A 19,715-nucleotide genomic window follows, 5' to 3' on the forward strand; every position below is an offset into this window, starting at 1 on the left:
ATCAACGGCCGGAACTCCCTGGCCCTGATGACAGGGCCTGCGCCTGGCCGCACAATGTACGCAGCTCTGTCAGCTTGTGGGAACGATGGACCGACGCACCCTTCTGATCAGCCTGGCTTCGCCGGCCGTTCTGCCCTCGCATTCGGCGGTGGCGGGCTCGGCAGCTGAGTTGCGGCAAATCAGCTACCCGGTGTTCGGTGGTCAGGAAGATTCGTTCCGGCACTACTGCATCGAGGTCTTGAAGCTGGCGGTTGAGCATTGCGGGGTCGGCTACCAACTCAAGCCGGTGCTGCAGCCTGTGGGCCAGGGGCGGGCGATCCGGCAGCTGAGTGCGGGCGAGGGGCCGCTGAATATTCTTTGGAGCATGACCAGCGCGGAGCGCGAACGCGATTTGCTGCCGCTGCGCTTCCCCTTGGATCGGGGGCTGATGGGCTGGCGCTTATTGCTAGTGCGCAAGGCGGAGCAGCAACGCTTCGCCCAGATCCGCAGCCTGGAGGCGTTACGCGCCCTGACCGCTGTGCAGATGCATGACTGGCCCGACACGCAGATCCTGCGTGCCAACGGGCTCCAGGTCGGCACCGGCAGTTCCTACGAGAACCTATTCGCCATGCTGCAGCATGGTCGCACCGACTACTTCCCGCGCTCGGTGCTGGAGATCGCGGAGGACATGGCTCGCTATGGCGCCAGCCATGACTTGGCCATCGCGCCGGGCTTGCTTTTGAGCTACCCGACCGCGTTCTACTTCTTTGTCAGCCCGCGCGAACCGGCGTTGGCCAAGGACCTGAGCCTGGGGCTTGAGCGCATCCTCAGCAACGGCAGTTGGCGAGCGCTGTTTCTGCAGCAGATGCGGCGGCAGTCCAAAGCCCTGAAGCTGCATGAGCGGCAGGTGCTGGCGCTGCGCAACCCCTTGCTGCCGGCCGCCACCCCTTTGCAGCGCACCGAGCTTTGGGAGGAGCCGGGGCGTCTGGGTGCTTGAGCTTTCTGTCGTTTGCCTTCCTCAGCGCAAGTCCAGGCAAAGCCACCGCCGCGCCAATAAAAAAGGCCTCCCGAGGAGGCCTTGATTGAATGCCGGGCTGGCTGGCGCAGCCGCCAGCTTCTAGGCATTACATGCTGCGCCGATACTGCCCGCCCACCTCGAACAGGGCCGAGGTGATCTGGCCCAGGGAGCACACGCGCACGGCATCCATCAACACGTCGAAGACGTTCTTGTTATCGATCACCGCCTGCTGCAAGCGCGCCAACATGGGGCCGCTGGCGGCCGCGTGGGTGGCGTGGAACTCGGCCAGGCGGCTCAGCTGCGACTGTTTTTCCTCCTCGGTGCTGCGGGCCAGCTCGATGCTTTCCATCACCTGGTCGCCATGCGGATTGCGGAAGGTATTGACGCCGATGATGGGGTACTCGCCGGTGTGCTTGAGCATCTCGTAATGCATGCTCTCTTCCTGGATCTTGCTGCGCTGGTAGCCGGTTTCCATCGCGCCCAGCACGCCGCCGCGCTCGGCAATCTTTTCGAACTCGCTCAGCACGGCTTCTTCCACCAGCTCGGTCAGCTCTTCGATGATGAAGGCGCCTTGCGAGGGGTTCTCATTCTTGGCCAGGCCCCACTCGCGGTTGATGATCAACTGAATGGCCATGGCACGCCTAACGCTCTCTTCGGTCGGCGTGGTGATGGCCTCGTCAAACGCGTTCGTGTGCAGGCTGTTGCAGTTGTCGTAAATGGCGATCAAGGCCTGCAGCGTGGTGCGGATGTCGTTGAACTGGATCTCCTGCGCGTGCAGGCTGCGGCCCGAAGTCTGGATGTGATATTTCAGCTTTTGGCTGCGCTCATTCGCGCCGTATTTGTCGCGCATGGCCACGGCCCAGATGCGGCGGGCCACGCGGCCCAGTACGGTGTACTCCGGGTCCATGCCGTTGCTGAAGAAGAAGCTCAGGTTGGGCGCGAAGTCATCGATGTGCATGCCGCGCGCCAGATAGGCTTCCACAAAGGTGAAGCCATTGGACAGGGTCAATGCCAGCTGCGACAGCGGGTTGGCACCCGCCTCGGCGATGTGATAACCGCTGATCGAGACGGAGTAGAAATTGCGCACATTGTGGTGCACGAAGAATTCAGCGATGTCGCCCATCACCTTCAGGCTGAACTCGGTCGAGAAGATGCAGGTGTTCTGGCCCTGGTCTTCCTTCAGGATGTCGGCCTGCACCGTGCCGCGCACATTGGCCAGCACCCAGTCCTTGATCTTGGCGGCCTCATCCATCGTGGGTTCGCGGCCGTTGTCGGCTTTGAACTTGGCCAAGTTTTGGTCGATGGCCGTGTTCATGAACATGGCCAGGATCGACGGTGCGGGGCCGTTGATGGTCATGGACACCGACGTTGTCGGGCTGCACAGGTCGAAGCCGTCGTACAGCACCTTCATATCGTCCAGCGTCGCGATGGACACGCCGGAGTTGCCGACCTTGCCGTAGATGTCCGGGCGCGGTGCGGGGTCGGCGCCGTAAAGCGTGACCGAATCGAAGGCGGTGGACAGGCGCTTGGCCGGCATGCCCTCGGACACCAGCTTGAAGCGGCGATTGGTGCGGAAGGCATCGCCCTCACCGGCAAACATGCGGGTGGGGTCCTCGCCCTCGCGCTTGAAGGCGAATACGCCGGCGGTGTAGGGGAAGCTGCCGGGCACGTTCTCCAGCAGCAGCCACTTCAGCAACTCGCCGTGGCACTCGTAGCCGGGCAAAACCACCTTCTTGATCTTGGTGCCGGAAAGGCTGGTGTGGACGAGGTTGGTGCGAATCTCCTTGTCGCGGATCTTCACTACATACTCGTCGCCGGCATAGGCTTTTTGCATGTCCGGCCACTGGGACAGCAGCTTGCGGGCGGCGCCGTCCATTTGCGCTTCGCGGCAATCCACCAGCTCGGCCAAGGCCTCGCGGGCGCGGGTCTTGGCGGCGTTGGCTTCTTCCAGCATGCGTGAGCTGGCCGTCAGCTGCTGGATCTCGCGTGCCAGTGTGGCTTGCTGGCGGGCGCGCTTTTTGTAGCCGCGGACGGTGTCGCTGATCTCGGCCAGGTAGCGCACGCGGGCCGCGGGCACCACCGGGGTTTGGTGCGTGCTGTGGCGGGTGGCGACGACGGGCAGGCGGCCCTCGCTCAAGTGCAGGCCCAGCTCGGCCAGGCGTGGCTTGAGGGCTTGGTAAAGCGCGGTCACGCCGTCATCGTTGAAGCGGCTGGCCATGGTGCCGAACACCGGCATGGCTTCGGGCTTGAGCGTCCAGGCTTCTTTATTGCGTTGCACCTGCTTGGCGACATCGCGCAGCGCGTCCAGCGAGCCCTTGCGGTCGAACTTGTTGATGGCCACGAACTCGGCGAAGTCCAGCATGTCGATCTTCTCGAGCTGGCTGGCAGCGCCGAACTCGGGCGTCATCACATACATGGGCACGTCCACATGCGGGACGATGGCGGCGTCACCCTGTCCGATGCCCGAGGTCTCCACCACGATCAAATCAAAGCCCGCCAGCTTGGTGGCGGCGATCACATCGGGCAAGGCCTTGGAGATTTCGCTGCCGAAGTCGCGGGTGGCGAGGCTGCGCATGAAGACGCGGGAACCCTGCGACCACGGGCCGATGGCATTCATGCGGATGCGGTCGCCCAGCAAGGCGCCGCCGCTCTTGCGACGCGAAGGGTCGATGGAAATGACGGCCACGCGCAAGGCGTCGTTCTGGTCCAGGCGGATGCGTCGGATCAGCTCGTCGGTCAGGCTGCTCTTGCCGGCGCCGCCGGTGCCGGTGATGCCCAGCACAGGCGTTTTGATGTCTTTGGCCGAGGCTTGCAGGCTGGCGACCAGCGCGGGGTCGGCCTTGCCGTTTTCCAGCGCGGTGATCAGCTGGGCCAGGGCGCGCCAAGCGGCTTCGCCATGGCCTTGGATGGCGGCCAGGGTCTTGGGAGCGAGGGCGGCGAAGTCCTGGTCGGCCTTCATCATCATCTCGCCGATCATGCCGGCCAGGCCCATGCGTTGGCCGTCCTCGGGGCTGAAAATGCGCACGCCATGCTCGCGCAGATCGCGAATCTCGGCCGGCACGATCACACCGCCGCCGCCGCCGAAGACCTGGATGTGCTCGCCGCCGCGCGCCTTCAGCAGGTCCACCATGTATTTGAAGTATTCGACATGACCACCCTGGTAGGAGCTGATGGCGATGCCCTGCGCGTCTTCTTGCAGTGCCGCAGTCACCACCTCATCCACCGAACGGTTGTGGCCCAGGTGAATCACCTCGGCGCCCATGCCCTGCAAGATGCGGCGCATGATGTTGATGGCCGCGTCATGGCCATCGAACAGGCTGGCGGCGGTCACAAAGCGCACCTTGTTGGTGGGCCGGTATTCGGCCAGGGCTTTGTATTCGGCGGATAAGTCGGTCATGGCTTGTCTCCAGCAGGCCCGGCGGGGCAGGGCCAATTTTTATCAGCAAAGGTGGGCGGATTCTAGGTCTTGATTGACGTTTACGTAAACGTCATTTGAAGCGACTAAGTACGCGAGAACCGGTCGGGTATGTCGACGCAAGCCGCCTGCCGGGCGCTCAAACCGCTCTTGAATTTATCGATAGGGCGCCATCATGCGCTGCAACTCGCCGGACTTTTCCATCTCGTCCAGTGCTTTTGACAGGCGTTCGGCAGCCAGCTTGTGCTGGGGGCCAAGCCAGATGTGGACATTGACGCTGTCGATCAAGCTGCCGCTGAGTTGCTCGCCAAAGCGTGCCTGCAGGGGCCATTCGGCGCGTGTGTCAGCGCCCAGCACGCACCAGTCCACTCGGCCCAATGCCGCCATGGACAGGCAGGCGGTCTCGCTGCTGACCACCTCGCGCTTGGCTGATGGGGGCATTCTCAACTCGATTGATCGATAGCCGCGCACATAGGCCACTCGCCCGTCCGCCAAGCCGTCCCAGGAGGCAGGCTGTGGGCGCTTGCCGCGGCCCATGGCAAAGAAGAAGCCGCTCTGGATGTGGGGTTCGACCCGAATTGCTTCCGGGTAGATATGGTGAAAGGTGGCAACGCGGTTGATGTCGCCGTCGAAATTTCCCTTGATGAAGGCCTGCAGCGCACGCTCGGCCGGGTTGTAGTCCAGCGTGTACTGCAGACCGGCCCGAGCGAAGGCCAGATCGAGCACGGCACGCTCGGCCACCAAATTGGGCCGATCCAGGGGCTGCAGCGCGACCAGCTTGAGGGCTGTCGACTCCGCCTGCGCCTGATGCATGCCAATGACTCCGGCAATGGCAAGGCCGATCAGACGGTTGATGCAAACCAATTCAAGCTCCGGACAAGGTGAATACTTCACTTTGCATCTTATGGGTAAAGCGCGGGCGGGTATGGGCGTGAAGTCAAGGCAAGCGCAGGGCTTGCGCCACAGCTGCCGGCGCTGAAGGCGCCGTTTTGTGGCCTGAAAAATCGACTCTGACCCCAGTTTTTTGACCCCAGTTTTTGGGGCTGTTGGCTGTCCTGCCTGTGCCTTGGGGCGAAGAGGGACAGGCGGTGGCGGTGTTCCGCCTCGACAGTGCTGATGTTTGGCGCGGCGGGGCTTCTTCATAGTTGCACGGACCGTGCGGAGGGGAGGTGCCGGGCGCAGCGCCGGCGGGTGCCGCTGCTGCTGGGACAATGTCAGCCCTGACGATCCAGCGCTCGCACGCTGATTGGCGGCGCCGCGCAGCATGATTGATGATGCGCGTGGCGACCGCGAGATCGCCCTCCTGCTCTAGTCCCATCGCCGTTAACAAGCCATGCCCGCACCGACCCAGATCTTTGCCATCCGCCACGGCGAAACCGAGTGGAATAGCCTCGGCCGCTACCAAGGCCAAACCGATATTCCCTTGAACGACAAGGGCCGCCAGCAAGCCCAGCAAACCGCCGCGGCGCTGGCGGCGCAGCGCTTCGATGTGATCTACAGCAGCGATCTGTCCCGCGCGGCGCAAACCGCCCAAGCCCTGGCCGATGCCCAAGGCCTGCCGCTACAAATGCTGGCGGGTCTGCGCGAACAACACTTCGGTATCTTCCAAGGCCATACCGCGGCCGAACTGGCTCAGCGCTGGCCCGAGGCCCATGGCCGCTGGGCTCGCCGCGAACCTGAGTTTGGACCTGAGGGCGGTGAAACCCGCGTGGCCTTCAATCAACGCTGCCTCGCGGCGATTGATGAGCTGGCGCGGCGCCATGCCGGACAGCGCATCGCCGTCGTTTGCCACGGCGGCGTGCTGGACTGCCTTTACCGCGCCGCCGTTGGCCTGAGCCTGGATGCGCCACGCACCTGGCTGATTGAAAACGCCGCGGTCAATCACTTTGCCTACAGCGCCCAGCAAGGCTTGGCTTTGCTGCAGTGGGGCCAGTCCGAGCACCTATCTGCCGCCAGCCGGGATGAATTGCCTGAGATCCAGCCCGCCGCCTGAATGTAGCGGTGGCCAAGCGGTTTGGCTAGCTTGCTAAGCTTCTAGTTCGGCCCTCAGCCGAGCGCCAACAGTGTGGCCACTTCTGCCGCCGAGCGCACGCCTAACTTTGAAAACACGCGGGCACGGTGCACCTCCACCGTGCGGACAGAAATGCCCAGCTCATCGGCCACCACTTTGTTGAGTTTGCCTGCGGCCACCAGCTGCATGACCTCGCGTTCGCGCTCGGTCAAGCTGGCCAGACGGGCCTGGCGCTCAGCCGCCTGGGCGCCGTCGGCTTGCATGGCGGCGGCCACGGCCAGGGCTTGCTCCAGGCGGTCAGCCAGGGCGTTATCGCTATAGGGCTTCTCGAGAAAATCAAAAGCGCCTTTCTTGAGCGCTTCCACCACCATGGGGATATCGCCATGGCCGGTCAGGAATAGCACCGGATTGCGCAGACGCCGGGCCAGCAACTCATCATGCAATCGGGTGCCGCTCATCGGCTCCATGCGCACGTCCAGCAGAAACACACCGCGCGGCGGCGCGGCCTTGGGCTGCGCGTCCAGGTGGGCCAGCAAGGCCGGTCCGCCGTCGAAGGGCAAAACCTCCAGGCCGCGCGAGCCGAGCAGAAAGCTCAGCGCGTCGCGTACATCGGGGTCGTCATCAACCAGGTAGATAGCGTTCATCTCAGTCTTCATGCTTGGCGGGGTTGGGGGCGGCGCGCTGGGCGAGGGTGAGCGATTCGGCCGTGGCGTGATCGTCCTCATCCGGCGGACTGTCGGTGCTGCCGCCGGCCAGCGGCCGCAGTGGCAAGGTGAATGAGAACACCGCGCCGCCGCCCGCGGCCTCGCTGGCGTCGAGCACGCCGTGGTGGGCCTCGATGATGGAGCGGCAGATGGCCAGGCCCATGCCCATGCCCTCGGCCTTGGTGCTGAAGAAGGGCGCGCACAAGGCTTCGGCGGTCTTGCCGGCCAAGCCGGGGCCGTTGTCGATCACGTCGACACGTAAAAAGGCTTGCTGTGCTTGGGCGCGGTCATCTTGCAACTCCTCCCGCGAGGTCTGCTCTTGCGAGTCTTGTGGCGGGTTGACCGCATAGCTGCGCAAGATGATGCGTCGGCCCGGGGGCTGCTCGAGCGGGCGCGCTTGCAAGGCATCGCTGGCATTGCGCAGCAAATTGATGATGACTTGCTCGACCAGCACCGCGTCGGCCAGCAAGGGGGGCAGGTCTTGCGCCAGCTGCAGCTGCAAGTCCACCGCGCCGCGTTGCAGTTCGCGCTGCAGCAGTTCCACTGCGGCGCTGATGACCTTGTTGAGCTCGCAGGCCTCATGCTGGGGCTCGCGGCGGGTCAGGAAGTGGCGGATGCGTTGCACCACCCGTCCAGCCTGAGCTGCTTGTGCGCCCAGGCGCTGCAGCGCGCCCAACACGCGCGGCTCGTTCACGCCCAGCTTGGCCAGCGAGTTGATGACGCCTGCGTTGTAGCTGGCGATGGCTGTCAGCGGTTGGTTGAGCTCGTGCGCCAGGGTGGAGGCGACCTCGCCCAGCATGGTCAGGCGGGCATGGTGGGCCAGGGTGTCGATCTGGCGGCGCTCGCGTTCTTCCAGGGTCTTGCGTGTGGTGATGTCGATGATGGAACCCATCCAGCCGATCTGTTTGCCGCTGGCATCCACTAAGGGCGACTCGAACACCATCACGTCCAGCATGCGGCCGTCTTGATGGCGCCAGCGCGCTTCGTAGCCTTCGCGCGGCGCGTGGCCGGCCAAGTTGCGCCGGTTGCGCTGGCTCACGAGCTCGATGGCATCGGGCGGCCAGTAGGGCATGGGCGGGCGCAGCCCGATCAGCGCTTCGGCGCTCATGCCCACCATCTCGCAAAAGGTGCGGTTGACATAGAGCAGACGACCTTCGGCATCGCGTGCGCGCAGGCCCACCAGGGCCGAGTCCTCCATGGCCCGGCGCCAGGCGGCTTCCATGCGCCAGGCGGTTTCGGCACGTGAGATGCGGCGCAGTTGGCGGCGCAGCAGCCAGCTCGCCCCCGCCACCAGGGGCAAGAAGCCGGCGATCAGAATCAAGGCCAAGGGCTTGATGCTGGCGGGCGGCGGCTCGCGCAGGGTTAGCTCCAGCGCGGCGTCGCCGAGGGGCTCTTGGTCGGCCGGAAAAGCGCTCTGCGCATTTGGCCCGTTAGTCAAAGGGCTGGCGCGAAAAGGCCCGGCAAAGTCGACCCGGTAGCTGGGCCGCGCTGCTTGTTGCGCGGCGCGCAAGGGGCTGGCTTCGCTGATGGAGGCGATCACCTGGTCGGCGCTGTCCACCATCTGCACATCGTATTTACGCGCCAGCCACCAGGGCACGCCGCGTTGCAACAGCAGGGCGGGGGAGTAGCGCAGCACCAGCATGCCGTCGCGTCCGCCCGGGCCTATCGGTTCGCTGAGGTGGAGAGACAAGCCCTCGTCCTCGGTTTCGCGCCGACCTTGCATGTCTTGCGGGCTCGGCATCTGAGCCACGATGCGGTGCTGGGCATCCAACCAGATCACCGACAGCCACAGCCGGCGCAGGCCCGCGTTGAGCCCTGGGTGGCGCGCCAGCGCTTCGGCGGAGGGGCGCTGGCCGACCAGGCTATCGGCCAGCTCACGCAGATGGCCGTGCTCTTCGCGCAGTTTCGCGCGCAACTGGGCTTCGGTGCTGAGCGCGTCCGAGATCAGGGTCTGGCGCTGCAACTCGCGCTCTTCCATCTCGTTGTCGCGGGTCCAGGCTAAGACCCCGGCCACGAACAAGAGCGACAACACCAGCGGCAGGCTCCATAAGCCTTGGCGCCACAGGGCGGGCGGGGCGGGGTGTTGGGCGAAGGGGGCTTGTCGTGGCATCGGCTTGGGCGGCTCAGGCGGCAGAGGCGAGCATGGTGCGGCCTTCTCTCCTGTGGCTTTGGGGCGATTATGAAGGGCGCCTGAGCAAGCGCTCCGATGTGTAGCGCAAGGATTGGCGCGGATGTGGAAGTCCACAATTCCCCCTTGGCCGGCGAAGCTTTCACAATGGTTCGCAAGTCCGCAGGCTGGTCCTTGACGCAGCAAAATAGGGACATCAAGCCGGAGGAAAACCATCATGCGCAAAGCCAACCCAGGCATCCGCCGCTTCGCCCTGTCCGCCCTGCTGGCCGCTGCCGGCAGCTTGGCGCTGGGGGCCTTACCCCTGGCAGCGCTAGCGCAAGCCCCCATCATCATCAAGTTCAGCCATGTGGTGACCCCTGACACTCCCAAGGGCAAGGGGGCGCAGCGTTTCAAGGAACTGGCCGAGGCACGCACGGGAGGCAAGGTCAAGGTGGAGCTGTATCCCAACAGCCAGCTCTACAAGGACAAGGAAGAGCTCGAAGCCCTGCAACTCGGTTCGGTGCAGATGCTGGCGCCTTCGCTGGCCAAGTTCGGCTCGCTGGGCGCCAAGGACTTCGAGGTCTTCGACCTGCCCTTTATCTTCAAGGACCAAGCCGCTTTCCGCGCCGTGACCGATGGCCCCGTGGGTGCGGAGCTTTTCAAGAAACTCGAACCCAAGGGCATCAAGGGTCTGGCCTACTGGGACAACGGCTTCCAGGTCATGAGCGCCAACAAGCCGTTGCGCAGCGTGGCTGACTTCAAAGGCATGAAGATGCGCATCCAGTCCAGCAAGGTGCTGGACGCGCAGATGCGCGCGCTGGGGGCGATACCGCAGGTCATGGCTTTCAGCGAGTTGTACCAAGCGCTGCAGTCTGGCATGGTGGATGGCTGCGAGGGCGTGCCGTCTAACTTCTACACCCAGCGCACTTATGAAGTGCAAAAGCACACCACCATCTCCAACCATGGCCATCTAGCCTATGCGGTGATCGTCAACAAGAAGTTCTGGGACGCTTTGCCGGCCGATATCCGAGGCCAGCTCGAAGGCGCCATCAAGGAGGCGTCCACCTACGCCAATGCGATTGCCGCGACCGAGAACGGCCTGGCGCTGGAAAAGATGAAGGCCAGCGGCAAGACCGCCATCTACACCCTGACACCGGCCGAGACCGCCGAGTGGAAGAAGGCCTTGATGCCGGTGCACCAGGCGATGGAGACGCGCGTGGGCAAGGCCACCATCGATGCGGTCTACAAGGCCAGCGGCTTTGTACCGGGCAAGTAAGTCGTCAAGCCAACTGGCCGTCCGTCCGCCTCTCCGTCCGGCTGCCCGCATGTGGGGTGAGCGGCAGCGGCGCTGGCCCCGTATGAGCGAGTGCCTGGCGTTCAAATTCATGGCCGGCCACGTCGGCTTTCATCGGCCGTACGCCCTGTTTCAATTGCCGTGCGCACCTTCTTGTGGCTGAGCAAAGTCCACCGCCCGTTGGCATAGGAAGATGCTCGGCGGATGCTCAATTCAGCGGTGGTATCGTCCGGTCTGTTCAGCAAAGTGAGATTTCGCGCTCTATGAAATTTTGGCGGTTCGCTCGGTTCAAGCAGATGTCGCTCGCACGCCAGCTGACCGTGCAGATCGGCGCCGTCATCGTGCTCTTGCTGCTGTGCCTGGCGCTGATTGCGCAGCTGTCGATTGCCCGGCTGACATCCGCCCAGGTGCCATCCATCCTGATGCGCAATGTGGTGTTGCGGGCCACTCAGCAGGGCCAGTTGTTCGCCCAGGCGCAGGCCAGTGTGGCGCGCCTGCATGCGGCCTGGCTGGAGCGCGCCGAGGCGCTTCCGCCAGCGCAGGCCGAGCGGCGCTTTGCCGAGTTGTTTGAGCGCTCGGCCGATGGCGTCTGGCGTGTCAAGCCGGCGCTGGTTGATGCCAAACGCCGGCCCACTTTTTATTTGCAGAACGGCCAAGGCTTGAGCGCGGATGAGCGTCTGCGCGCCGTGGTCAGCCACGATTTGCTGGCCGAGCAAGGGCCGGCCCTGGTGCCGCCGTTTTTCTCGGCCTATGTGGACTTTGTCGAGAAGGGCCTGATGGTCTATTCCAACGGCATCGACTGGGGTGCCAGCGCCACGCCGGCCACCGACAATTTTGACTACCCCACCATGCAGGGCTCGGACCCGAAGCGCAATCCGCGGCGCGAGCAGTTCTGGACCCCGGTCTATTTCGATGCCGAAGCCAAGACCTGGATGGTCTCGGTGATTGCGCCGTTGGACTGGCGTGGGCGCTGGGTCGGCACGGTCGGACACGACATCAGCGTTGACACACTGCTGAACGTACCGCAAGACGTGGAGAACGGCAGCAAGGCCATCATTCTCAGCCGTGATGGCTACCTGATTGCCCACCCCGATTTGCGCGAGCGCATTGCCCAGGCTAACGGCCAGTTGGCGCTGGCCCAACTCAAGGATCCGGTGCTGGACATGGCTTACGCGATGATTCGCGCGCATGCGCAGAGTCAAGGTGCTGTCGCGGACACAAGCCAGGGGCTGGCCATGCAGTCGCCCGATGGGGGGCATTGGGTGGCCTGGGCGCCGATTGCCGGGCCGAACTGGTGGTCGGTGACCTTGCTGGAGAAAGCGCGCCTCGACCAGCGTGTGCGTGGTGCGGCGTATTGGATTCTGGCCTTTAGCCTGCTGGCCTTGGGGCTGACGCTGTGGATGGTGCGGCGTGTGATCCGGCGCCTGGTCAAGCAGCCCTTGGGGCGGCTCACCGGCGCGGTGGACACCTTGGCCGAGCAGTTGGCGCAGGACCGAGAGATTGAGCCGATGGTGGCTGGCTCGTCCAGCGATTTGCGGCGCCTGAGCTCGGCCTTTGATGCGCTGGGCGCGCAGCTGCTGGCGCGGCAGCGCGAAACTCAGTCGCAGGCGCAAGCCCTGCAGCATGAGGTGACGGAGCGCCGTCAGGCCGAAGGCGAGGTGCGCCAGCTCAATGCCACGCTGGAAGACCGGGTGAAGCAGCGCACCGCCGCGCTGCTGCAAGCGCAGGACGAATTGGTGCGCAAGGAAACGCTGGCCGGCTTGGGCTCCTTGGTGGCCGGCGTGGCGCATGAATTGAACACGCCCATCGGCAATGGCTTGATGGCGGTGGATACCGCGCGCACCGCTGTGGGCGCCGCGCTCACGCAGCTGCAAGAGCAGGCGCAAGGCTTGCCGCTGCGCCGCAGCGCCTTGCTGGCCAATTTGCAGACCGTGGAGCAAGGCCTGGACCTGGCGCTGGGCAATCTGAGCCGCTCGGCCAGCTTGGTGCAAGACTTCAAGCAAGTCTCGGTGGACCGCGCCAGCCTGCAGCGCCGCCTCTTCGATTTGAAGCTGGTGTGTGATGAGGTGCTGCATCTGCTGCCCTACACCCTCAACGCCCGCCCGCAGGGCAAGTCCCTGCACAGCCGCGGGGTCTTGCGGGTGGAGGTGCCGGCGGATGTGCAGCTGGATAGCTACCCCGGCGCTTTTGGTCAAGTGCTGGGCAATCTGGTGGAGAACGCCTTTGTGCACGGACTGGCGAATTGCCAGAGCGAAAGTGGCGGCGAGGTTTTGATCCGCCTGGAGTCGCTGGGCAGCGATCAAATCGTGCTCAGCGTCAGCGACAACGGCGGCGGCATTCCGCCCGCCCATCAGTCACAGGTGTTCAAGCCCTTCTTCACCACCAAGCTGGGCGAAGGCGGTAGCGGCCTGGGCCTGCATCTGGTCCACACCCTCGTGAGCAATGTGCTGGGCGGCAGCATCGAGCTGCGCAGCACGCCAGGTCAGGGCACGGTGTTCACCCTGACTCTGCCCCGGCGTGCGCCGCAAGCTTGAGGCGGCGCGTCCCCATGCGCCCGCGCTGACGGACGCAGCCCGACTACTTGCCCTGGCGCGCCAGCCACTGCTTGAGCTTGACCTCCAGCAAATCCAGCGGCAGGGCGCCATCGCCCAGCACCTGCTCATGGAAGTCGGCATATGAGAAGTTGGCGCCTAGGCGCGCCTGGGCCAGATCGCGCAGTTCACGAATCTTCAGTGCGCCGATCTTGTAGGCCAGGGCTTGGCCGGGCCAGGCCATATAGCGCTCGGTTGAACGGCGGGCGTCGGCCTCGTCAATGCCCTCCGCGTCCATCATGTAGCGCATGCTTTGCTCACGCGTCCAGCCCTTGGCGTGCAGGCCGGTGTCGGTGACCAGTCGCACGGCGCGGTGCAGGTCGGCGCTCAGGTGGCCCAGCAGGGCGTCGGCATCATTGGCGTACAAGCCCATCTCATGGCCCAGCGATTCGGCGTACAGCGCCCAGCCTTCGATGAAGGCATCGTTGCCGCTGTAGCGGCGAAAGCGCGGTAAGGTCGATTCGGCCTGCAGGGCGATCTGGAAATGATGGCCGGGCTGGCCTTCGTGCAGGAACAAGCTGGTCATGCCGGTGGTGGCGATATCGCCCGGCGCGGTGATGACTTCGAAGAACACGCCGGGGCGCGAGCCATCGCTGGCCGCACTCATGTAGTGGGCACTGGCGGTGGCTTTGCTGATCTCGGGTTCGGCGCGAATTTCCAGCGCTGCCTTGGGGCGCAGCTTGAACAGGCGCGGCAGCTGCGTCTCCACTTTTTGGTTGATGGCGGCGTAGGCGGCCAGCACCTCGGCATCGGTCTTGAAGGGGCGCAGAGCGGGGCGCTGGTTGTATTCCGCCAGGAAGGCGCTCAGCGGCCCGCTGCCGCCGAGCTGTGGCTTGAGCTTGTCCATCTCCGCATGGATGCGCGCCACCTCGGCCAGGCCCAGCTGATGGATGGCCTCGGGCGTCAGCGCCGTGGTGGTGGCCTCGCGCACCCGCATGGCGTACCAGGCGGCGCCATTGGGCAGCGCGCCCAAGCCGGCGCTGGTGCGAGCATGCGGCAGATAGTCCTGCTGCATGAAGCGCAGCAAGGCGGCCATGGAGGGCTGCAATTGCTCGCGCCAAGTCTTGCGGTAGGCCTGGCTCAAGCGTTGGCGTTGCGCGGCGCTGAAGTGGGCCGGGAATTGGCGCAGCGGCAGGGTGAAGGCGCTGTGCTCGGCATCCGCCTCGGCCAGTGGGCGCAGGGTTTCGATGGCGCGCTCAGTCAGCGCGCGCGGCTGGACGATGCCGCGGCGCACACCCTCGCGCATATTCGCCATCGCCTGCGCGTTCCAGGCCGGCAAAGCCTGCAGGCGCTTGAGGAAATGGCGGTAATTGGCTTCGCTGCTCAAGACCTGCACGCCCTGGCCGGTACCCAGTTGGGCCAGGGTCACAGGCATGCCGCCGTAGTGGTCGATGGGCAGCAGCTCGCCAGGGAATGCCATGGCGGCCAGTTGGTCCTCGGCCTGGCGCTGCAGCAGCGCCAGGCTCAGGCGCTCGGGCTCTGGCAGTTGGTCCTGCGGCAGGGCTCGCAGCTCGCGTAGCAGTTGTTGCTGCAGCTGGCGATCGCGGCGCAGATGCGCGGGGGCGATATCGATGCTGAGCTTGTCTTCAAAACGGGCTTCGCCCAGCAACTCGCTGGCTCTGAGCGGGTCAAGCTGCAAGCTCGCTTCGAAATAGCGCTCACCGATCTGATGCAGCCGTGCCTGCGCCGAGGCAGGCGGCTTGGCAGGCGCTGCGCTGGTGCCGGCAGGCAGCAGCGCCAGGGCCACAAAGGTGCTCAGGGCGGAGCAAAGGGCGAGGGAACGCTTCAGCATGGCTATCGCAATCGGCGGTGTTGGCGGGCGCCCATACTAGCCCGTATGCACCGTGTGGGCCATGCGCGCCCAATGGGTTCTCGGCGGGCATGGCGAGGTTCGCGTCAAGCTCGGTGTTTGGGTGAAGCCCGGCCTGCCCTCGCAAATTTTTTTGGCCAGCCGCAACAGCCCGCTCGGTCTGGGCGGCAGCACCTGCGCTGGCGGCTATGCTTGGCCGGTGCCCGCCGAGGAGAGCAAGCCCGCGTCATGGATCCGATACACGCCATCCCCCCGTTCCCGCATGGCCTTGTGCCCGAGCTTTTGCCGCTGAAGCGTGCCGTGAGTTGCACCCCCCAAGGTTTGGCTGCGCATCACGCGCTGATCGAGCTTGACCGCAAGACACCGAGCTGCCCGCCACGCCTGTGCCAGGGCGCTGTGGCTGGCGCTAAGCCGCCCCGCGTTGCTGCCCGCCAAGGCAAGCCGGCGTTTGGCGCCGTCTGCCTTCAAACATGGACTGTGAGGTGGGCGTGAACCTGTCGAAATTGCCGCCACCGCGGCCCGCCGCAGTCGCCGCACCGCAGGCGCGGTGGCGTGATCTGGTGGCCGGCCTGTGCGTAGCCGGCCTGCTTTTGCCTGAGGCGGTGGCTTATGCGGGCCTGGCGCGGCTGCCGGTGGCCCATGCCTTGACGGGCATGTTGGTGGGCTTGCTGCTGTACGCCCTGTTCGGCGGCAGCCGTTTCGCCATCGTGTCCCCTACCTCATCCAGCGCCACCTTGGCTGCGGCCGCCGTCTTGACCATGCCCGGCTTTGTGGGCAAGGCTGAGCATGGGCATTATGTGCAGGCCTTGCTGGCGCTGGTGCTGCTGGCGGGGGCGATTCTGTGTCTGCTGGCCTGGGCCAAGCAGGGGGCTTTGTCGGCCTTTGTGTCACGGCCAGTGCTGCGCGGCTTTGCCTTCGCGCTGGCCGTCACCATCGTCATCAAACAATTGCCCGATGCGCTGGGCCTGACCCTGCCCGCCGGCGTTCGCCACGATCCTTTGCAAATTCTGGCCTATGTGTTGAGCCATCCGCAGCAATGGCATGGGCTCAGCGTGTGGGTGGCCTTGGCGGCGGGCGTGGGGCTTGCCCTGCTCAGGCCCTGGCCGCGTGTGCCGGCTGCCTTGGTGGTGATTGTTCTGGCCATCGCGGCTGCCGCCGGGCTGGACCTGCGTGCGCTTGGCGTGGCCGAGGTGGGCGCGGTGGATGCCCTGCGTTTTGCCCCGAGCTTGCCTGATCTGCCGGTTGCTGAATGGCTGCAACTGGCCGAGCTGGCTTTTGGCTTGGTTGTGCTGCTGTTTGCTGAATCCTGGGGCAGCATGCGCACCCTGGCCTTGGCGCATGGCGACCGGCTGGAGCCCAATCGCGAGTTGCTGGTACTGGGTGCTTGCAATATCGGCTCGGCCTTGTTCCAAGGCATGCCGGTGGGCGCGGGTTTCTCGGCCTGCGCCGCCAACGCGGCGGCGGGGGCGACCAGCCGCTGGTCCGGCGTTGCCGCCTTGGGTGCCATCGTGCTGGTGCTGCTGTTCGCGCTGCCGGCCTTGCACTTCCTGCCCCGGCCGGTGCTGGCGGTGGCGGTGATTGGGGCGCTCTTCCATGTCTTGAAGCCCGCGCCTTTGCTGGCCCTGTGGCGCATGAATCGCGACCGAACCTTGATGATCACCGCGGTGGCGGCGGTGATTCTGTTTGGCGTTTTGCACGGCATGTTGGCTGCGATTGCGCTTTCGCTGGTGGATGCCTTGCGTCGCTTCAGCCAGCCGGTGGTGCATGAGTTGGGCGAGCTGGACGACAGCCGCAACTACGTCACCCTGGGCGGCGGCGCCCAGCCCAAAGCCGGCCTGCTGGTGTTGCGCCCCGAGGAGCCGCTCTTCTTTGCCAGTGCCGAGCGCGTGGAGGCCGAGGTGATGGGCCGGGTGGCGCCGGGCGACGGCATACGCACCGTGATCCTAAGCCTGGAGGAAAGCTCGGATCTGGACAGCACGGCGGTCGAATGCCTGCAGGAGCTGGATCAACGCCTGCGGGCCTGCGGCAAGACCCTGGTGCTGTCACGCGTGAAGGAGTCTGTGCGCGAGTTGCTGCAGGGCTGGGACCCGCAAGGCCTGGGCGCGCCCGAGCGCATGTTCTGGAGCGTGGCCGATGCGGTGCAGGCCAGCTTGGTGGCGCAGCCCGCCTTACCTTCTTCCGCCGCGAGCGGCTAAGGCCGCTTGATCGCGCCGAGCAAACACTTCAGGCCTCAGGCCTGAAGCTTGAATCCGCTCACCAGGCCGGCCAATTTCTTGGCCTGCTCGCGCAAGGACTCGGCCGCAGCCGCGCTTTCCTCGACCAAGGCGGCGTTCTGCTGCGTCATCTGATCCAGCTGACCGACCGAGCCGTTGACGGCGCCAATGCCCTCGCTTTGCTCTTCGGTGCTGGCGCGGATCTCGCTGATGATGTCGCTGACCTTGCCGACGCTGGTCACTATTTCGGTCATGGTGCTGCCGGCGGCTTGCACCAGGCGGGCACCGGTTTCGACCCGCTCGACGCTGGCGCCGATCAGGGCCTTGATCTCACGCGCGGCCTCGGCCGAGCGTTGCGCCAGCGAGCGCACCTCGCCTGCCACCACCGCGAAGCCGCGCCCTTGCTCGCCCGCGCGAGCCGCTTCCACGGCCGCATTCAGGGCCAGGATATTGGTCTGAAACGCGATGCCATCGATCACGCCGATGATCTCGCTGATCTTGCGCGAGCTGGTGTTGATCTCGTCCATGGTCGACACGACTTGCCCGACCACCTCGCCGCCGCGCTGCGCCACATTGGCGGCATTGCCGGCCAGTTGCTTGGCGGTGGCGGCGTTGTCAGCGCTGTGGCGCACCGTGCCGGTCAGCTCGGTCATGGCGGTGGCGGCTTGTTGCAGATTGGAGGCGGTCTGCTCGGTGCGCTGGCTCAGGTCCAAGTTGCCGGAGGCAATCTCGGTGCTGGCGGTCTGGATGCTGTCGGCGCTAACGCGCACTTCACTGACCACGCGGTTGAGCCCGTCTTGCATGCTGCTGAGCGAGCGCTGCACCTCGCCGATCTCGTCCTGGCGGTTGACCTCGATATTGCCGCTGAGGTCGCCGCCGCCGATGCGTTCGGCCTGGCGTGCCAGCCGGGTCAGCGGCGTGGTGATGGAGCGGACCATAAAGTAGGTGGAAATCGCCAAGCCGATGACGATGGCGACCATCACCCCCGACACCGTCCAGAGCGTACGCATGCGATCAACCGCGGCGGCATCGCGCACGGCCTGGGAGCGCTCGGTTTCCAATTTGACGAAGGCCTGTTGGGCGTCCAAGTAGGCGCTGACGGCGGGCAGCATGCGTGAGTTCAGCGCCGCGAGGGCCGCCGGCATATCGCCGGCGGCCTTGAGTTTTCCGACCTCGGTTCGCACCTCGATATAGGCGCTACGCCGCTGGGCAATCAAGGCCATCGCGGCCTTTTCGCTGGCGTCATCGGCCATGGCTTCCAGCTGCTTTTGAATCTCGGAGATCGCCGCCGTGGTGCTGGCAATCTCGGGCTTGAAGGTGGCGGCCACATTGGGGTCGCTGCTCAAAATACCGGCCGTGGTGCGGACGGCATTGGTCTCGGTCAAGCCGCGCCAGCGTAGGGCCAACTCAAACACCTGCTGCTGCGAGGCCTGGCCAGTGCTCACCAAGGCCAGCTGCGACTGAGCGCGCGCAAAGGTGGCGGCGATGATCAGGGTCACCACCAGCGCCAGGGCGATGATGGGCAGCCACAGCTTGGTCTTGATGGAGAGTGAGGTCATGACGTGAGCCTTCCAACTGAGACAGAAATGGGTGAGTGCGGCGCGCGCGCGCGGCCACATCCGGCGCTTCGGCATGGCCGCCGCAAGACGACTTCTCTCGCTATCGGCGGCGCGCGCCGAAACTGAACTCGCGTATTCAGCATGCGCTTGCTGTTAGGCTGAGCACCCTTGCCAGCAATTTGACTTGCGACCATGAGCTTTTTGGCCATCGACATCGGTAATACCCGCCTCAAGTGGGCACTGTACGCTTCGCCGCAGCCGGGCGCAGCCTTGCTGGCGCATGGGGCGGTGTTTCTTGAGAACATCGAGCAACTGGCCGACAGTGACTGGCGCAATCTGCCCGCGCCGCACAGCGTGCTGGGCTGCAATGTGGCGGGTGACGCGATGCGCCGGCGGGTCGAGGAGCAGCTGGAGCTCTGGGAGGTGGAGCCCCGCTGGGTGGTGGCCAGCAGCCATGCCGCAGGCGTAAGCAATGGCTATGACTTCCCCGGCCGCCTGGGGGTGGACCGCTTTGTGGCCCTGATCGGCGCGCGCTGGCATGTGCTGAACCGCTGTGGCGCCGAGGTGCCGCCCCGTGCCGCCCTGGTGGTGATGATTGGCACCGCAGTGACGGTGGATGCGCTGGACGAGACCGGACGCTTTCTCGGTGGCCTGATCCTGCCCGGCCACGGCATCATGTTGCGCGCTTTGGAAGGCGGCACCGCCGGCCTGCGTGTACCCACCGGCGAGGTGCGCGACTTCCCCACCAACACCTCGGACGCCCTGACCAGCGGCGGCACTTACGCCATCACCGGCGCGATCGAGCGCATGCACCGCCATCTGCAAAAGCGCGTCGGCCATGTGCCGCTAACGCTGATGACCGGCGGCGCGGGCTGGAAGGTGTCACCGACGCTGGAGATTGCGCATGAGTTGGTGGACTCGCTCATCTTCGAGGGCATGCTGGCCCTGCAGTCGCACCGGCTGGCCTTGTAAGTCGCCACTGCCGCAGCGCTAGCGCTTGCGGCGAGCCGC

12 protein-coding genes are annotated in these 19,715 nt (G+C 65.3%); 6 read left to right on the top strand and 6 right to left on the bottom strand.

The features are described 5' to 3' along the window. Positions 1 to 85 precede the first annotated feature (85 nt). Complete coding sequence (locus tag AABB87_RS02585; protein ID WP_341969625.1) at positions 86 to 976, top strand: substrate-binding periplasmic protein; 891 nt, start codon at positions 86 to 88, stop codon at positions 974 to 976. A gap of 127 nt (positions 977 to 1,103) precedes the next feature. Here AABB87_RS02585 and icmF read toward each other — a convergent pair whose 3' ends face one another. Both icmF and AABB87_RS02595 read right to left on the bottom strand, forming a co-directional pair. Then, positions 1,104 to 4,394, bottom strand: coding sequence for a fused isobutyryl-CoA mutase/GTPase IcmF (icmF, locus tag AABB87_RS02590; protein WP_341969626.1), 3,291 nt, complete (start codon positions 4,392 to 4,394; stop codon positions 1,104 to 1,106). Between the two features lie 174 nt (positions 4,395 to 4,568). Then, positions 4,569 to 5,225: a substrate-binding periplasmic protein gene (locus AABB87_RS02595; protein ID WP_341969628.1), complete on the bottom strand. Its 657-nt coding sequence runs from the start codon at positions 5,223 to 5,225 to the stop codon at positions 4,569 to 4,571. 520 nt (positions 5,226 to 5,745) lie between these two features. On the opposite strand from AABB87_RS02595, the gene AABB87_RS02600 reads away from it, so the two are divergent. Then, a complete protein-coding gene (locus AABB87_RS02600) occupies positions 5,746 to 6,405 on the top strand; it encodes a histidine phosphatase family protein (RefSeq protein ID WP_341969630.1) in 660 nt (219 codons plus the stop codon). Between the two features lie 53 nt (positions 6,406 to 6,458). Here AABB87_RS02600 and AABB87_RS02605 read toward each other — a convergent pair whose 3' ends face one another. Further along, a complete protein-coding gene (locus AABB87_RS02605; RefSeq protein WP_341969631.1) occupies positions 6,459 to 7,067 on the bottom strand; it encodes a response regulator transcription factor in 609 nt (202 codons plus the stop codon). Position 7,068: 1 nt separating this feature from the next. Beyond that, positions 7,069 to 9,237 carry a two-component system sensor histidine kinase NtrB gene (locus tag AABB87_RS02610; RefSeq protein WP_341969632.1) on the bottom strand — a complete coding sequence of 723 codons (2,169 nt, stop codon included), beginning with the start codon at positions 9,235 to 9,237 and terminating at the stop codon, positions 7,069 to 7,071. Between the two features lie 235 nt (positions 9,238 to 9,472). Between AABB87_RS02610 and AABB87_RS02615 the strand changes: the two genes are divergently transcribed. Further along, positions 9,473 to 10,513, top strand: a complete 1,041-nt coding sequence (locus AABB87_RS02615; RefSeq protein ID WP_341969634.1) for a TRAP transporter substrate-binding protein — start codon at positions 9,473 to 9,475, stop codon at positions 10,511 to 10,513. A 314-nt stretch (positions 10,514 to 10,827) separates the two neighbouring features. After that, a complete protein-coding gene (locus AABB87_RS02620) occupies positions 10,828 to 13,065 on the top strand; it encodes an ATP-binding protein (RefSeq protein WP_341969635.1) in 2,238 nt (745 codons plus the stop codon). 43 nt (positions 13,066 to 13,108) lie between these two features. Here the strand turns inward: AABB87_RS02620 and AABB87_RS02625 are convergent, their stop codons facing one another. Next, positions 13,109 to 14,914 (bottom strand): DUF885 domain-containing protein, encoded by a 1,806-nt coding sequence (locus AABB87_RS02625; RefSeq protein ID WP_341969636.1) that lies wholly within the window; start codon positions 14,912 to 14,914, stop codon positions 13,109 to 13,111. Positions 14,915 to 15,420: 506 nt separating this feature from the next. Between AABB87_RS02625 and AABB87_RS02630 the strand changes: the two genes are divergently transcribed. Continuing rightward, the gene (locus tag AABB87_RS02630) at positions 15,421 to 17,127 is read left to right on the top strand and encodes a SulP family inorganic anion transporter (RefSeq protein WP_341969638.1); all 1,707 of its coding nucleotides are present in this window, start codon (positions 15,421 to 15,423) and stop codon (positions 17,125 to 17,127) included. Positions 17,128 to 17,162: 35 nt separating this feature from the next. On the opposite strand, the gene AABB87_RS02635 is transcribed toward AABB87_RS02630, so the two are convergent. Then, the gene (locus AABB87_RS02635) at positions 17,163 to 18,704 is read right to left on the bottom strand and encodes a methyl-accepting chemotaxis protein (RefSeq protein ID WP_341969639.1); all 1,542 of its coding nucleotides are present in this window, start codon (positions 18,702 to 18,704) and stop codon (positions 17,163 to 17,165) included. A gap of 192 nt (positions 18,705 to 18,896) precedes the next feature. On the opposite strand from AABB87_RS02635, the gene AABB87_RS02640 reads away from it, so the two are divergent. Then, the gene (locus tag AABB87_RS02640) at positions 18,897 to 19,676 is read left to right on the top strand and encodes a type III pantothenate kinase (protein ID WP_341969640.1); all 780 of its coding nucleotides are present in this window, start codon (positions 18,897 to 18,899) and stop codon (positions 19,674 to 19,676) included. Positions 19,677 to 19,715 lie beyond the last annotated feature (39 nt).

The sequence above is a fragment of the Roseateles sp. PN1 genome (assembly GCF_038419725.1).
GTDB lineage: Bacteria > Pseudomonadota > Gammaproteobacteria > Burkholderiales > Burkholderiaceae_C > Paucibacter_A.

Coding starts and splice junctions, on each gene's coding strand:
- AABB87_RS02585 (WP_341969625.1), top strand. CDS start 86: ATGGACCGACGCACCCTTCTGATCAGCCTGGCTTCGCCGGCCGTTCTG.
- AABB87_RS02640 (WP_341969640.1), top strand. CDS start 18,897: ATGAGCTTTTTGGCCATCGACATCGGTAATACCCGCCTCAAGTGGGCA.
- AABB87_RS02620 (WP_341969635.1), top strand. CDS start 10,828: ATGTCGCTCGCACGCCAGCTGACCGTGCAGATCGGCGCCGTCATCGTG.
- AABB87_RS02595 (WP_341969628.1), bottom strand. CDS start 5,225: ATGCATCAGGCGCAGGCGGAGTCGACAGCCCTCAAGCTGGTCGCGCTG.
- AABB87_RS02610 (WP_341969632.1), bottom strand. CDS start 9,237: ATGCCACGACAAGCCCCCTTCGCCCAACACCCCGCCCCGCCCGCCCTG.
- AABB87_RS02600 (WP_341969630.1), top strand. CDS start 5,746: ATGCCCGCACCGACCCAGATCTTTGCCATCCGCCACGGCGAAACCGAG.
- AABB87_RS02635 (WP_341969639.1), bottom strand. CDS start 18,704: ATGACCTCACTCTCCATCAAGACCAAGCTGTGGCTGCCCATCATCGCC.
- AABB87_RS02605 (WP_341969631.1), bottom strand. CDS start 7,067: ATGAACGCTATCTACCTGGTTGATGACGACCCCGATGTACGCGACGCG.
- AABB87_RS02615 (WP_341969634.1), top strand. CDS start 9,473: ATGCGCAAAGCCAACCCAGGCATCCGCCGCTTCGCCCTGTCCGCCCTG.
- AABB87_RS02625 (WP_341969636.1), bottom strand. CDS start 14,914: ATGCTGAAGCGTTCCCTCGCCCTTTGCTCCGCCCTGAGCACCTTTGTG.
- icmF (WP_341969626.1), bottom strand. CDS start 4,394: ATGACCGACTTATCCGCCGAATACAAAGCCCTGGCCGAATACCGGCCC.